The 14279-nt window shown below is 71.6% G+C and carries 13 protein-coding genes; 10 read left to right on the forward strand and 3 right to left on the reverse strand.

Annotated features, from left to right (window positions below; genetic code table 11):
- The first annotated feature begins 23 nt into the window (after positions 1-23).
- From H4687_RS04015 to H4687_RS04040, 6 genes are all read left to right on the forward strand, one after another.
- Positions 24-464 carry an RrF2 family transcriptional regulator gene (locus H4687_RS04015; protein WP_078907295.1) on the forward strand — a complete coding sequence of 147 codons (441 nt, stop codon included), beginning with the start codon at positions 24-26 and terminating at the stop codon, positions 462-464.
- A 126-nt stretch (positions 465-590) separates the two neighbouring features.
- Positions 591-1796, forward strand: a complete 1206-nt coding sequence (locus tag H4687_RS04020) for a globin domain-containing protein (protein WP_046913681.1) — start codon at positions 591-593, stop codon at positions 1794-1796.
- A gap of 101 nt (positions 1797-1897) precedes the next feature.
- Positions 1898-2398: a group III truncated hemoglobin gene (locus tag H4687_RS04025; RefSeq protein WP_046913682.1), complete on the forward strand. Its 501-nt coding sequence runs from the start codon at positions 1898-1900 to the stop codon at positions 2396-2398.
- 176 nt (positions 2399-2574) lie between these two features.
- Positions 2575-3477, forward strand: coding sequence for a UTP--glucose-1-phosphate uridylyltransferase (locus H4687_RS04030; RefSeq protein ID WP_046913687.1), 903 nt, complete (start codon positions 2575-2577; stop codon positions 3475-3477).
- Positions 3478-3809: 332 nt separating this feature from the next.
- Positions 3810-4844, forward strand: a complete 1035-nt coding sequence (locus H4687_RS04035) for a glycoside hydrolase family 5 protein (RefSeq protein WP_046913683.1) — start codon at positions 3810-3812, stop codon at positions 4842-4844.
- Between the two features lie 359 nt (positions 4845-5203).
- Entirely contained in the window at positions 5204-5353 is a 150-nt protein-coding gene (locus H4687_RS04040) for a hypothetical protein (protein ID WP_159026082.1), read from the forward strand.
- 26 nt (positions 5354-5379) lie between these two features.
- Here H4687_RS04040 and H4687_RS04045 read toward each other — a convergent pair whose 3' ends face one another.
- The 3 genes from H4687_RS04045 to H4687_RS04050 all read right to left on the reverse strand — a co-directional run bounded on the left by H4687_RS04045 (position 5380) and on the right by H4687_RS04050 (position 9001).
- The gene (locus H4687_RS04045; protein WP_225966592.1) at positions 5380-7026 is read right to left on the reverse strand and encodes an acyl-CoA synthetase; all 1647 of its coding nucleotides are present in this window, start codon (positions 7024-7026) and stop codon (positions 5380-5382) included.
- Between the two features lie 339 nt (positions 7027-7365).
- Positions 7366-7491, reverse strand: a complete 126-nt coding sequence (locus H4687_RS47410) for a hypothetical protein (RefSeq protein WP_257035083.1) — start codon at positions 7489-7491, stop codon at positions 7366-7368.
- Positions 7492-7669: 178 nt separating this feature from the next.
- On the reverse strand, positions 7670-9001 hold the full coding sequence (locus H4687_RS04050; RefSeq protein ID WP_046913684.1) for a cytochrome P450: 1332 nt from the start codon (positions 8999-9001) through the stop codon (positions 7670-7672).
- 215 nt (positions 9002-9216) lie between these two features.
- Between H4687_RS04050 and H4687_RS04055 the strand changes: the two genes are divergently transcribed.
- The 4 genes from H4687_RS04055 (at position 9217) to H4687_RS04070 (ending at position 14218) form a co-directional block, all read left to right on the forward strand.
- Positions 9217-9942, forward strand: coding sequence for a DinB family protein (locus tag H4687_RS04055; protein WP_046913685.1), 726 nt, complete (start codon positions 9217-9219; stop codon positions 9940-9942).
- 63 nt (positions 9943-10005) lie between these two features.
- Positions 10006-11268: an LmeA family phospholipid-binding protein gene (locus tag H4687_RS04060; protein WP_046913686.1), complete on the forward strand. Its 1263-nt coding sequence runs from the start codon at positions 10006-10008 to the stop codon at positions 11266-11268.
- Positions 11269-11403: 135 nt separating this feature from the next.
- Positions 11404-12441 carry a glycoside hydrolase family 5 protein gene (locus H4687_RS04065; protein ID WP_050398566.1) on the forward strand — a complete coding sequence of 346 codons (1038 nt, stop codon included), beginning with the start codon at positions 11404-11406 and terminating at the stop codon, positions 12439-12441.
- Between the two features lie 235 nt (positions 12442-12676).
- Positions 12677-14218, forward strand: a complete 1542-nt coding sequence (locus H4687_RS04070; protein ID WP_050398565.1) for a serine/threonine-protein kinase — start codon at positions 12677-12679, stop codon at positions 14216-14218.
- Positions 14219-14279 lie beyond the last annotated feature (61 nt).

The raw sequence follows: 14279 nt of genomic DNA on the forward strand, positions 1-14279 counted from the left end.
TGCAACATTGCTAGAGTGCTGCCGTGAGGCTGACCAGATACACGGATCTCGGACTGCGGGCAGTGATGCGCCTGGCCGTCGTGGACAGCGAGGAGTTGCTGACCACGAGGCAGATCGCCGACTCCATGAACGTCCCCTACACCCACATGGCGAAGGCCATCGCGCAGTTGCAGCACCTCGGGGTGATCGAGGCGCGGCGCGGGCGCAACGGTGGACTGTCCCTCACCGACGCGGGCCGGAGCACCCCGGTGGGGAATCTGGTCAGGACCCTGGAGGGGGACCGGGAAGCCGTGGTGTGCGAAGGCGAGACGCCCTGCCCCCTGTCGGGCGCCTGCCGGCTGCGCCGAGCGCTGCGCGAGGCACAGGAGGCGTTCTACTCCTCGCTCAACGGCGTGACCGTCGGCGATCTGGTGGCGTCACCGACAGGGCCGATACTGCTGGCACTGGGCGCCCCACCGGGCTGACGGCCGCGGTAGCGAGCAGCACCCGCGGCCCGAACTGTTCGCGTGACGCGCGATCAAAAATATGCATCCTGCCTACCAATTCAAACCAATTCGATCGAACCTCGATCAGGTCCAGGAGTGTGTCTGATGCTTTCCGCGCAGTCGGCCCCCGTCGTCAAGGCGACGCTTCCCGTGGTGGGGGCCTCGCTGACCACCGTCACGGAGCTGTTCTACAGGCGGATGTTCGAGGAGCGTCCGGAGCTGCTGCGGCATCTGTTCAACCGGACCAACCAGGCGACCGGCGCCCAGCGCGAGGCATTGGCCGGCTCGGTGGCGGCCTTCGCCACCCTGCTGGTCGAGCGGCCCGGGGACCGCCCGGACGCCGTCCTCGCGCGCATCGCGCACAAGCACGTCTCGCTCGGCATCACCGCCGACCAGTACCCGCTGGTCGGACGCCACCTGCTCGGCGCGGTCGCCGAGGTCCTCGGTGACGCCGTCACACCCGAGGTCGCGGCCGCCTGGGACGAGGTCTACTGGCTGATGGCCAACGCCCTGATCGCCATCGAGGCCCGCCTGTACACCGAGGCCGGTGTGGAGGACGGCGACGTATGGCGGCGTATGGAGATCGCCGAGCGGCACCAGGAGACCCCTGACGCAGTCTCCCTGGTCCTGCGCCGGACCGACGACCGCCCCACCGCGCCGTTCCGCCCCGGCCAGTACGTCGGTGTGCGGGTGGAACTGCCCGACGGCGCCCACCAGATACGCCAGTACAGCCTGTCCACGGCACCCGACCACAAGACCTGGCGCATCACCGTCAAGCGCGAGCGGGCCGCCGACGGTTACGTGCCCGACGGCGAGGTCTCGTCGTGGCTGCACGCCCACGCCGAGGTGGGCGACCTCCTGGACGTCTCACTGCCCGCCGGTGACCTCGTACCGCCCGAGGCCGGCACGCCCCTGTTCCTCGCCTCCGCCGGCATCGGCATCACCCCGATGCTGTCGATGCTCGACCATCTCGCCCTCACCTCCTCCTCCCGCCCGGTCACCGTCGTCCACGCCGACCGCAGCCCCCTCGACCATGTCCACCGTGACGAACAGGCGGACCTCGTCAGCCGTCTGACCAGCGCCGATCTGCACCTGTGGTACGAGAACGACGCCCACCTCGCACCCGGCGCCCGCGTCCACGCCGGCCGCGCCACGCTCGACCACCTGACCCTGGCCCCCGACACCACCGCCTACCTCTGCGGCCCGCTGCCCTTCATGCGCCTGATGCGGGGCGAGTTGCTCGCCAAGGGACTGCACCCGTCCGCCGTGCATTACGAGGTCTTCGGCCCCGACCTCTGGCTCGGCGAGTAGGCATGGCAGACCCACGGCGGCTCCTCGCACGCCGCGCACAGCTCGCACACGACGGAAAGCAGCCGACGCCGGCCGTGGCCGTACGCCCCCGGAGGAACCACATGACCCACGACGACCGGCGGCTGCCGGCCGACGGCCCGCAGGAGCGACTCCCCGACATCGCGGGCCGCGAGGACGTGGAGCGCCTGGTGCGGGCGTTCTACGACGTGGTCCTCGACGACCCGCTGATCGGACGGCTCTTCACGGAGGTGGCCCGCGTCGACATGGCCACCCATCTGCCCGTCATGGCCGACTTCTGGGAGAGCGCCCTGCTCACCCCCGGTGTCTACCGCCGCAACGCCCTGCGCGCACACCGCGACCTGCACGCCAGGAGCCCGCTGCGCGCCGAGCACTTCGATCGCTGGCTGGAACTGTGGACCGTCGCCGTACGCGGGCGTCACGCGGGGCCGGTGGCGGACCGGGCGGTCACCAAGGCGCGGGCCGTGGCCGGGGCACTGCTGCACAACACGGCCGGTGACGGACGGCCTCCCGCGGTGCGCGGCCCCGTCGTCGTCGACCTCGAGCCACCGGCCAGACGCCCGTCACCCGCACCACGGAGCTGAGCACCTCGTCGACGGCGCGGCGAGCGCGGGTGTGGCCGTCCCCGCCGCGCGGCGGGGACGGCGCACGTGGCGCCCCGGAAGTGCCTGGGTAGGCTTTCTCCCGGAGCCGCGCGACCGTGTGCGCCCGGGTCGCCCCGCCAACCGGCGCGGTGTGCCGCTCGACCGAGAGAGACATGATGTCCCCGACGATTCGCAGGGCTGTGATCCCCGCCGCCGGCCTCGGCTCCCGTCTGCTGCCGCTGACGAAGGCGACGCCCAAGGAAATGCTCCCCGTCGGCGACAAGCCGGTCATCGAGCACACGGTCCGTGAGCTGGTCGACTCCGGCATCACCGACATCACCATCGTCGTCTCCGGCGGCAAGAGCCTCATCCAGGACCACTTCCGCCCCAACCCCGCCCTGGTCGAGCAGCTGCGCGAGGACGGCAAGACGGCCTACGCGGACGCGGTGGAGGAGGTCGCGGAGCTGGCCCGGCGCGGCCACATCACCTACCTCGACCAGTACGGCCCGTACGGCAACGGCACCCCGGTGCTCAACGCCGCCCGGGCCTTCGGCGACGAACCGGTGCTGGTGCTCTGGCCCGACGACGTCTTCGTGGCCGAGACCCCCCGCGCCCAGCAGCTGATCCGCGCCTACGAACAGACCGGCTGCCCGGTGCTGGCCCTCCTGCCGATGGACCCCACCGAGTCCCAGCGCTACGGCGTGCCCATAGTCAAGGAGGATCTCGGCGACGGCCAGCTGCGCATCACCGGCCTGGTGGAGAAGCCCGAGCCCGCCGCCGCGCCCTCCGCGTACGCGGCCATCGGCGGCTACGTCGTCACCCCCGGCATCATCGACGAACTGCGCGAGCAGACCCGCCGCTGGTACGAGCACCGCACCGGCGAGGTCTACCTGACCGACGCCATCAACGCCTACGCCACCACCCGCGCGGTCTACGGACAGGTCATCAAGGGCCGCTGGTACGACACCGGCAACCCCGCCGACTACCTGGTCGCCCAGATGGCCTTCGCCCTCTCCCACCCGGAGTACGGCCCCCTCCTACGCGGCCTGGTCAACGGCCTCGACGCCGACCCGGCCTAGCACCGCCCCCCGACCGTCGGGCACATACCGCACGGCCGCGAACACCCCTCACCCGAGCGCCTGTCGACGCACGACGTCCCTCCCCAGACCTGCGTCAGCGCGTCACCAAAGACCGCGGCTCAGAACCACGGACAGGCGACCCATCCGCCCGACGTGGCCGAATTCGCGTGCGTCATCGACGCCGAAGCGCGTGCGGCGGTCTTGTCAGATCTCTTGCAAAGGTCCGGACCAACTGATAATTCCCTTTCTGTTAGGAAAGTTTCCTACCAGTTGTGTTCCCCGACTGACCGATCGGTGACCGCCGGTCGGCCACAGACCGCCAGGAGTCCCCCATGAGACCGGCACGACATGTTCCGCTCGTCGCCGTGCTGCTCCTTCTCGGCCTCGTTCTGACCCCCAGCACCGCCCAGGCCGGCCCCACAGCCCCGAAAGCAGTCACCCCCGTCGCCGCCAACGGACAGCTCAAGGTGTGCGGTACCAAGCTCTGCAACCAGCAAGGAAAAACGATCCAGCTGCGAGGGATGAGCACGCACGGCCTGCAGTGGTACAGCAACTGCGTCACCAACGGCTCGCTCAACGCCCTCGCCACCGACTGGCGGGCCGACGTACTGCGCGTCTCCATGTACGTCCAGGAGGGCGGCTACGAGACCGATCCGCGCCGCTTCACCGACCTGGTCCACGCCGCCATCGAACAGGCCACGGCCCGCGGCATGTACGCCATCGTCGACTGGCACATGCTCGACCCGGGCGACCCGCACCACAACCTCGCCCGCGCCAAGACCTTCTTCTCCGAGATCGCCCAGCGCCACCGCGACAAGAACAACGTGCTGTACGAGATCGCGAACGAGCCCAGCGGAGTGAGCTGGTCCCGCATCAAGAGCTACGCCGAGCAGCTGATCCCCGTCATCAGGGCCAAGGACCCGAACACCCCGATCCTGGTCGGCACCCGCGCCTGGTCCTCACTCGGCGTGTCGGACGGCGCGAACGAGTCCGAGGTGGTCGACAACCCGGTGAACGCGGCCAACATCATGTACACCTTCCACTTCTACGCGTCCTCGCACCGCGACGACTACCTCCAGACCCTCTCCCGCGCGGCCGACCGCATACCCGTGTTCGTCACGGAGTTCGGCACCCAGAACTACGCGGGCGAGGGCGCGAACGACTTCGCCATGTCGCAGCGCTACCTGGATCTGATGGCGGCCAAGAAGATCAGCTGGGCCAACTGGAACTACTCCGACGACGAACGCTCCGGTGCCGTCTTCAAGCAGGGCACCTGCACCGCCAACGGCCCGTGGACCGGCACGTCCCCCCTCAAGCCCGCGGGCGTCTGGGTCCGCGAACGCGTCAGGACTCCGGACGACTTCTGACCCGTACGAAAGCGTGACGGGAGCCCGGCCCACCGGTACCTCGCACCGCACCCACGGGCCGGCTCCCCCGTGTCGAGGTGGGCGCACGTCCGCCGATGGGGCAACTTGGGGGAATGTCCTCGGGCGAGGTCGCGGCAGGGGCGGGGAGGAGGCGTACGAGCCCTTCGGTGACGACGCGCTGCTCACCGTCCACGTCCTGCCGGGCGCCACCGTCCTCCTGCTCGGCGCCGCCCGCCTCGCCTGGCGCCTCGCCACGCCCCTGCCCCCGTGGGCGCCCGCCCTCACCCCGGGGGAGCGACGCCTCGCGCACGGCACCGAGACCGCCCTGTACACGGCCACGTTCGCCGTCCCGGTCACCGGTGTCGCCCTGCTCCTCTCGGGCGAGGACCCTGCTCGTCCCGCACATCGCCGCCCAGGCCGCCCTCTACGCCGCCCTCGCGGCGCACGTCGCTCTCGTGCTCAAGCACCGGCTGATCGACCGCGACCGTCTCCTGCGCCGCATGCCGTGACGGGCAGATCCGCTCCCCGAGGGACGTCAGTCCGCCTCGTCGAGCAGTCGCCGCACGCCGGTCCGGTCCAGCTTCCCGGAGGCGTTCCTCGGGACGGCCGGGACGATCGTCAGATGCTGGGGCAGTTTGTAGCCGGCCAGCGTCTTCGCCGCGTACGCGTGGACGGCCTCCAGGGTGACGTCCGTCGTGCCGTCCACGCTCATGACGGCCTGTACGGTCTCGCCCCACTCCTCGTCGGGGACCCCGACGACCGCGATGTCGACCACACCCGGCATGGGGGCCAGCGCCCGCTCGACCTCCGCCGGATAGATGTTCTCGCCACCACTGATGATCATGTCCTTGAGCCGGTCGACGATGTACAGACAGCCGTCCTCGTCGAGGTGGCCGATGTCGCCCGAATGGAACCACCCCTCGTCGTCGAAGGCCGCCCGGTTGGCCTCCGGGTCGTTCCAGTAGCCCGGCGTGACGTTCGGGCCACGTACGACGATCTCCCCCGGTTCCCCCGGTCCCAGCGGCGCGTGGGTGACGATGTCCACGACCCGGACCTCGGTGAACGGCATGGGGATGCCGGCGGAGCCGAGCTTGTCCCGGGTCCGCTCGGCCGGCAGATGCGTGGCGAAGGGGGCGGTCTCGGTCAGGCCCCACGCCTGCTGCAGCACCACCCCGTGGTCGGCGTACTGCTCGATGAGCGCGGGCGGCACCGGGGCGCCCGCGACCACGATCGACCGCAGACGACTCAGATCCTGGTCGAACAGGCCGGGCTGCCGGGCCAGGGCGGCGAACATCTGGGGGACGGCGAACAGGGAGTTGACCCGGTGGGTGACCAGGTCGTCCAGGCACGTCCGCGGGTCGAAGGCGCGTCTGACGACCACGGTCCCCCCGCGCACCAGGGTGCGGAGCACGAAGCTGTTCAGGGTGCCGATGTGGAACAGCGGAGCGACGGCGTACGTGACATCCCCGCGGCGGGTGTCGAGTCGGAGGTCGACGTTCACGGCGTTCCAGAAGACGTTGCCGTGGGTGAGGACCACGCCCTTGGGTGTGCCGGTGGTGCCGGAGGTGAACATCAGGATCGCCGGGTCGTCGGCGTACTTGGCGGCGACGGAGGACGTGGGTGCGGCGGCGGCGAGAAGGGACGCCCACGGCTCCCAGCCCGCCGCGCTCCCGGCCGGCACCTCGGGGTCGTCGTCCACCAGGAGGAAGCGTGTGAGGGCGGTCCGCTCGCGTACCGCGTCCACGCTCTTTCGGTGCCCCTCCTCGCAGACGAGGGCGGTGGCGCCGCTGCGGACGAGGACGGCCTCCAACTCGGCTGCCGCCAGGCGGAAGTTGACCGGGACGTAGACCGCCCCCAGCCGGTGGGCGGCCAGAAGTGTGACGACGAAGGAGCCGCTGTTGAGGCCGAGGTAGGCGACCCGGTCCCCGTCGCCGATGCCGCCGTCGGCCAGGACGGTGGCCAGTCGGGCGGCCCTGTCGTCGAGTTCGGCGTAGGTGAGATCGCCGCCCGCGTAGCGGATGACGACCGAGTCGCCGTGGTGGCGGGCGTTGTACGCGACGGCCGCGGCCGGGTTGAGGTCGACCCGCAGACCCGAGTTGCGCGGGTGCGGTCTCGTCGCTTCAGGTGTGGTCACGAGCGGCTCCTCATCGAGCGTCGGGGGGCGGGCGTCGCGAGTGGTCATGGTCGGCAACACCGAGGACCGCGAGGCATCGGCGCGCTTTCGCGCGGACGAGCCGAGAACGCGCGACCGGGGGCCAGGGCCTCGGGCCGCCGCGGAGCGGTGTCCATGCCGCCGCAGGCTACGCCGTCGACGCGGACCCGCGGGGCGAGTCCGTGGACGAGGTCGTCGTCCACGTCGCCGGGTCGATGGAGTCCGCCCCGGCGGGGGCTCCTCGCCGTCCGTCCCGGCCAGATACTCACGCGGCACCATGATCCTCGTACTCCCGCCCCCGGTCCTCCACCCGCGTCGCGTTTCGCACGATCAGGGAAAGAGCCGCTCCGGGACTCACCGCCCCGCACCTCACCCCGCGTCGAAGCCGTACGAACCCGCCCGCGCCCGGTAGACCATCTCGGCCTCCGTGTTGTAGGGAATCCGCACAGCCAGGTCGATCCTGCCGTCCGCGCCCAGGCCGGCACCGCCTTCCACGCCGCGTTCCGACCGGGGGTGCGGTCGTAGCCGTAGCCGCCCTCGGCGACGGGGACGATCATCGGCAGTCGGCCCGTGGAGATCTGGTTGTCGGGAAAGTGGCGCAGCCAGTGGGTGAGGACGGCGTTGACCTCCCAGGTGAGGGATCGGGACTCGGAGCTGGCGGAAGCCGAAGTGGTCAGCCCAGGGACGGGCCCAGTGCCGCGGGGCTGGATCCGTCGGGGCGGACGGTGATGCCGAACACGGCGGTGGTGGGGGTGGAGCGGAAGGCCGGGACGTGGGCCGGCAACAGGTGTTCCAGCAGGACGGTCGACTCGCGGAGCGCGAACTGCAGACCGAGGCAGGCGCGGGGGCCGATACCGAAGGGGAAGTAGGCGCCCGGGTGGGTCGGGCGGCCGTTCGGGGTGGTGAAGCGCCGGGGGTCGAAGCGCTCCGGGTCCGGCCACGGTTCAGGGTCGCGGTGGGTGAGGTAAGGGCAGACCAGGAGGTCGGTGCCCGCCTCGACGGCGTGGCCGGCGAGGATGTCGTCCTCGGCGGCGTGGCGGGGCAGGATCCAGGCGGGCGGGTAGAGCCGGAGCGTCTCGTGGATCAGGGCCTGGATGGCCCGGCGGCGCTCGGCCGAGCCCTCGGCGCCGGCGGCGAGGGCCTGTTCGCGGGCCTCGGGGTGCCGGTCGAGGAGCAGGTGGAGCCAGGTCAGGGTGGTCGCGGTGGTCTCGTGTCCGGCCGCGAGCAGGGTGACGAACTCGTCGCGGATCAGCCGGTCGGTGTACTCGGGGCGCTCGGTGGCGGCGTCGGTCAGAAGGTGCAGCAGGCCGGGGCCGTGTGGGCCTGCCGCCCCGCCGCGGGCGGCCTCGATGGCGTGCCGGGCGACCGCGTCGATCCGGGCGAGATCGGCGGCGACGGCTTCGCGGGCCTCGTCGGCGTCGGCGGGCAGGGTCGGCAGGGCGGCTCCCACGGTGTCCACGGCTGCCAGTTCGCGCTCGGTGGCGTCGTCGAGGGGGTGGCCGGTGAGTGAGCGCCAGATGGTGTCCAGAGCGAAGCGGCGCATCTCCTGGCCCACGTCGAAGGTCTGCCCGGTGCGGGCGTACGCGTCCCAGCGTCCCGCGGTGGTCCGGGCGGCGGCGGTGATCCGCTCTTCGTGGCGGCGCATCCCGGTGCCGGTGAACTGGCCCTGCAGCAAGCGGCGTTGCCGTTGCCACGCCGCGCCGGTGGCGGCCAGCACTCCGTCGCCGATCAGCAGCCGGGCGCGGTGCGAACGCTTGACGTACCGCTCCGGCCGTCGGGCGAGGACGTGTTGCACCGCGGCCGGGTCCGTGACGAGGACGGTGGGTGCCGGGCCCAGACGGAACGCGGCGACACCGCCGAGCCGTTCGCGCACCTGGGTCAGCAGCGCGACCAGTTCGCCTCCGTCCGCCCGCCACCGCTCCACGAGCCCCGGCTCGGCCTCGGGGATCGGCTTTGCCGCCCCGGGAGTGTACGGAAGAGCGCCGAGACCGGCGTCGGTGTCCATCTGTCTTCCCCCTGATCGACCGCTGAGCCGATTCCCTGAACCGTCGAGGACGTACGGCACGACTGGACGTACGGCACGGACTGTACGGGAACAGGCACATCGCGTGACAGTCGCTCGCAGGGTGCCCGGGAAAAGCGGTCGCCCTTCGTGAGGGAGGCCGTTAGCTTCCCTCTGCGCGTGACAGCGAAGTGCGCCACCGGAAAAGGGAGCCGCAGATGGAGAGGCAGGGTGCGCCGAGCGACCGATTGGGGCTGCTGCTCGACCAGTTCGACCAGGCCGACGAGATGGCACGGGTACGGCTGGCGGGGCTCGGCGACGCGGAGTACCTGTGGGAGCCGGTGCCCGGTTGCTGGTCGGTCCGGCGCCGGGGCGAGGCGACGACGCCCAGGGCGTTCGGGCCCGGCGAGTGGGTGCTCGACCTCGGTGCCCCGGACATCCCCGCGAGCGAGTACGCCGAGGTCGCCCGGCAGGCCGCCGGCGGAATGAGCGTCGCCGCGATCGCCGAGGACTGGAGCGTGAGCGTCGAACGGGTCGAGGAGGTGCTCGCCCACACAGGCAGCCCGGAGCCCGACCGGACGCCGGTCACGACCATCGCGTGGCGACTGGCGCACCTGCACGTCCAGTTCGCGGGCGGCTGGGAGTGGACCTTCGGCGGACGGCGACAGGATCCGAGGCTGGCGGTCGATTTCCAGCCGTCCGCCGCCTCGGCACTCGACCGGTTCTGGCCCGTCGTCGACCGGTGGCGCGCAAGCGTCGCCGGCGTGACCGACGAGCAACTCGACACGATCGGCTTCTCGCAGTATCCGTACGGCTCCGCCCCGCACGACCCGTTCGTGGGCGTCCTGGCGGGGAGCAACCTCGAATTCATCCACCACATGGCCGAGATCGCCCTGCTGCGCGACCTGTGGCGGGCCCGCGCCGACGCCGCGTCGCAATCGTGAACTAGATCGCATACCCGGGGTTCGAGTTGCGGGCAGGGGTGGTGCACATGTTCGGATGAGACGATGCGCTCCCCCCACCGCACAGATCCGCACGAACCGGCCCTCGACCGCTCCACCGCGCCCCGCAACCCGTACGACGAACTCGGCACCCTCGACGACGGCCCGCTGGAAGCGACTTCGCTGGAGGACTTCTTCGACGAGGACACCACCCGAGCGCCCACCGGGCAGGGGGACGAGCGGGAGCCGGAGTGGACTCCGCCCGTTCACCGTCGCGGCGGCCGACGCCGACGCGGACGCGGGCGATTCACGGGGCTGCCCCTCGCGGTGAAGGCGGTGGTGGGCATGGTCGTCCTCGCCTCCTTCGTGACCCTCGCCGACCGCTGGGCCGTGTTGTACGCCGAACACCGGGCCGCGGACACCCTGGAGGACCGGCTGGACCTGGCCGCCGCACCCGAGGTGGAGATCGGCGGATTCCCCTTCCTCACCCAACTCGCCGGCAAGCGGCTCGACTCGGTGCGGGTGACCGTGCCGGACGTGGCGGCCGACCGGGTGTCGCTGGCGAAGGTGTCGGCCACGGCCCACGACGTACGACTGGACGCCGACGGCCTCACCTCCGTGCGCGGCGCCCGCGTCCCGCGGCTCGACGGCGATGTGCTGCTGTCGTTCGCCGACCTCAATCGTGAACTCGGCGCGTCCCAGGTGACGTTCACCGGTGACGGCCGGGACCGGGTCCGGGCGCGCGGCACCCTGCCGGTCGCCGGACGTGATCTGCGGCTGCGTGCCGAGGCCACGATCCAGCGGGAGGGCGAGCGGGGTATCGCCACACGGATCGGCGGCATGCGCCTGGACATCGGGGACCTTGCCACCTATCGCCCCGGCACGCGCGCCTCGGACGGTCTGCATCTGACACCGAAGGCGGCCGCCGGCCTCGCCCGGGAGACCCGCAGGGCGAAGGCGCTGCTGTCGGTCCCGGCGATCGTGAAGCGGCTGGGGGTGTCCGACGCGACCGCGCGCGCCGCCCTGAGCGACGACGGCGAACTCGCCGAAGTCACCGGCTCACCGCGGTTCGCGCGCCAGGCCCGGAGCCTCAACCTCATCGATCTCGCCCTGGACAACCCCGCTCTGCTGCGCGACCTGGGCCTGGACCCCAACCTCCTGAACGCTCTGTCCCGGCTCACCCGGCCCGTCCTCGCCGACCAGCTGTCCCTGTCCTTCCAACTGCCCGAGCCGGAGCGCGGGAGCATGCGTCTGCGGGACGTCCGGGTGGAGGAGGACGGCATCCGGGTGCGGCTCACCGGATCGGAGCTGGCCGTGGGCGGCCCCTAGCTCTGTGTTCTTGATGAAATTTGGTGTGCAGATGTGTTGACCTCTGTTCGAGATCTCTTCTACTTTGCGGGAGTTACAGATCCGCCGACCTGCCCTTCCAGGTTTCGCGGACGCAACTGCCCAGAAAGGGATCTGGTGCCACTAAAGAACCATCGCGGGACAGCCTGCCTCGCGGCGTCGCTGGCCGGCGTCACGGCGTTCGGCGGACTCGTCGCCTCCCCCGCGTCCGCCGCTCCCGCCGCCCCCCACCACGCCTCGCCGCCGCCCGTCAGCGAGTTCCGCGGCGTCAACTGGGCCGACCCGCGTGACAACTACGCCGACGACGCGGTCGTGCCCTCGGGCCTGTCCACCACCGACGGCTACGCCACGACCTACGCCAAGTCCAAGGCGATCATCGGCGGGTTCTCCAAGCTCGGCGCCAACACGGTGCGCCTCCCGGTCAACCCCACCTCCGTGAACGGCCCCTTCTGGAAGTCGTACCGGGGCGCGATCGACGCCGCCACCGCCAAGGGCTTCAAGGTCGTCCTCGGCTACTGGGAGGCCGACAACGCCAAGGACGGCAAGATCGACGACCAGGCGACCTGGGACCGGATGTGGCGGCGGATCACCTCCGCCTACGGCCACAACGGCCAGGTGTACTTCGAGCCGATGAACGAGCCGTTCGGCTACACCTCCCAGGAGTGGCGCGACGTGGCCGCCCGCTGGCTGGACAAGCACCGCTCCATCCCCCGCGACCGGGTCCTGATCGGTGGTTACAAGTACAGCGAGGACGTCAAGCCGGTCTGCGCCGACAAGCGGCTCGACGGTACCCGGATCGCCCTGCACAACTACGGCTTCTGGCACACCGACTGGACCAGCGTCGACCAGTGGAAGGCGGACTTCAAGGAGCGCATCGGCACCTGCGCCTCGCGCACGATCCTGGACGAGTTCGGCGCTTCCATGACGACCGGCCTGGACTACAACGGCCCGGTCAACGGCTCCAACGAGGTCGCCTACATCCAGGCCGCCACCGACGTCATCCGGGAACTGCGTCTCGGCTCGGTCTACTGGCCCGGCCTGCGCAACGGCGACACCTACTCGCTGACCACCCTCCAGGGCACGGGCACCCGCCTCAGCCTGAAGGTCAACAACCAGAGCGGGCTCGACCGTCTGCACTGGGCGTGGAAGAAGTAGCGGCGGCACGACAGCCCCGCTGACCCGTCCGGGTCCGGGCGCCCCGGTGCGCCCGGACCCGGACCTGCGCGCTTCCGCTCGTCGCCTCAAAGACCTTGTCCGGCACCGCAGTTGACACGCCGCCACGACCTCACTCTCCGCTATGCTCGCGCCGTTCGAACACATGACGACGGACCGAACGAGCGACGACACCGGTGGACGCCCCGTCCGCCGGGAAGGAAACGTGAGAGAGCGCGTGACACCCGGACACGGCGACGACCAGACGGCGACACGTGCGCAGCACGGTGCGGAACGGCTGATCGCCGGCCGGTATCTGCTCCACGAGGTTCTCGGCAGAGGCGGTATGGGCACGGTCTGGCGCGCCCATGACCAGTTGCTGGACCGTCCCGTCGCCGCCAAGGAACTGCACATCCTCACCCACGGCGACGAGGAGCACCGCGTCCGGATGCGCCGGGCGGTCCGGGAGGCCCGCGCGGTCGCCCGGGTACCGCACCCGCATGTGGTGGGCATCCATGACCTGGTCGAGGCGGAGGACCGGCTGTGGATCGTCATGGAACTCGTCGCGGGGCCGTCGCTGGCCGGCCGGATCGCCCAGGGCGGACCGCTCACCCCCCGGCACGCGGCCGCCCTCGGGCTGCAGATGCTCGCCGCGCTGGAGGCCGTGCACGCGGCGGGCGCCCTGCACCGCGACGTCAAACCGGCCAACGTGCTGCTGCGCCGCGACGACGACGCCGTCCTCACCGACTTCGGGATCGCCGCCCTGGACGACGGCGAGTTCCTCACCGGCACCGGCCAGCTGGTCGGCTCCCTGGAGTACATGGCTCCCGAGCGGGTGACGGGGACCGAGAGCGGCCCCGCCTCCGACCTGTGGTCCCTGGGCGCGACGCTCGCCACGGTCTGTGGCGGACAGTCCCCCTTCCGCAGGCCGGGCGGGCCCGCGACCCTGCACGCCGTGGCGTACGAGGAGCCCGTCCTGCCGGAGCGGCTCGGCCCGCTGCGGCCGGTCGTCGAGGCGTTGCTGCGCAAATCCCCCGGCGAGCGCCCTTCGGCGGCCGGCGTGCGGGCCGCGCTGGGGCGCGTCGCGGCGGGCGAGACCGACGCCGGGCCACTGCCCTCGGCGACCGTGCGTGTCCCCCGCCCCTTCGCCTCGTCGGCCGACGCCGACACCGTGACCGGCGGCCAGGGACGGCCCGTCCGGGCCGGGCGGACCGTGCCGACCGCCGGGCACGCCTCGTCGCCCGCGCCCTCGCCGCGTCCGGCGGGACGCAAAGGTCTGTGGTGGGCCCTGGCCGGCACGGCGGTGCTGGCGGCGGGTGGTGCGGGCGGTCTGTTCCTCTCCGGATTGCTGCCGTTGGAGAAGGAACCGACCACGACGACCGTCAGCCATGTCGTGCAGTCGGCGACCGGCTGGCAGCCGGTGACCGGAGTCGCGGTGCGGCGGGGCGACCGGGTCACCGTGCGTTTCGTGTCGGGGGAATGGACGGCCGACCATCGCAACATGCCCATGACCGGACCGGCCGGCTACGACGCGGCCACCAACGCGCGGCTCGACGGCGCGAAGGACTGCAAGGTCAAGGCGGCGGCGCCCTTCGGCACGCTCCTCGCCGTCCTCACCGGCGACCGGAAGTTCCCCGTCCACACCGTCGCACGGAAGCTGACCTTCGTGGCCACCGGGGACGGCACCCTGCACCTGGGCATGAACGACGCCGCCGGCTCCTGCTCCGAGGACAACAGGGGCACGCTGATCGTGCGGGTCGCCGTCACACACCGGAGCTGACGGGACCGGCGGACCTTGCCGGGCCTCGGCGTCCTGCCGGGGCAACCGCGGCCGATTGAGC

It is taken from the genome of Streptomyces stelliscabiei, assembly GCF_014873495.1.
Classification (GTDB): Bacteria; Actinomycetota; Actinomycetes; order Streptomycetales; family Streptomycetaceae; genus Streptomyces; species Streptomyces bottropensis.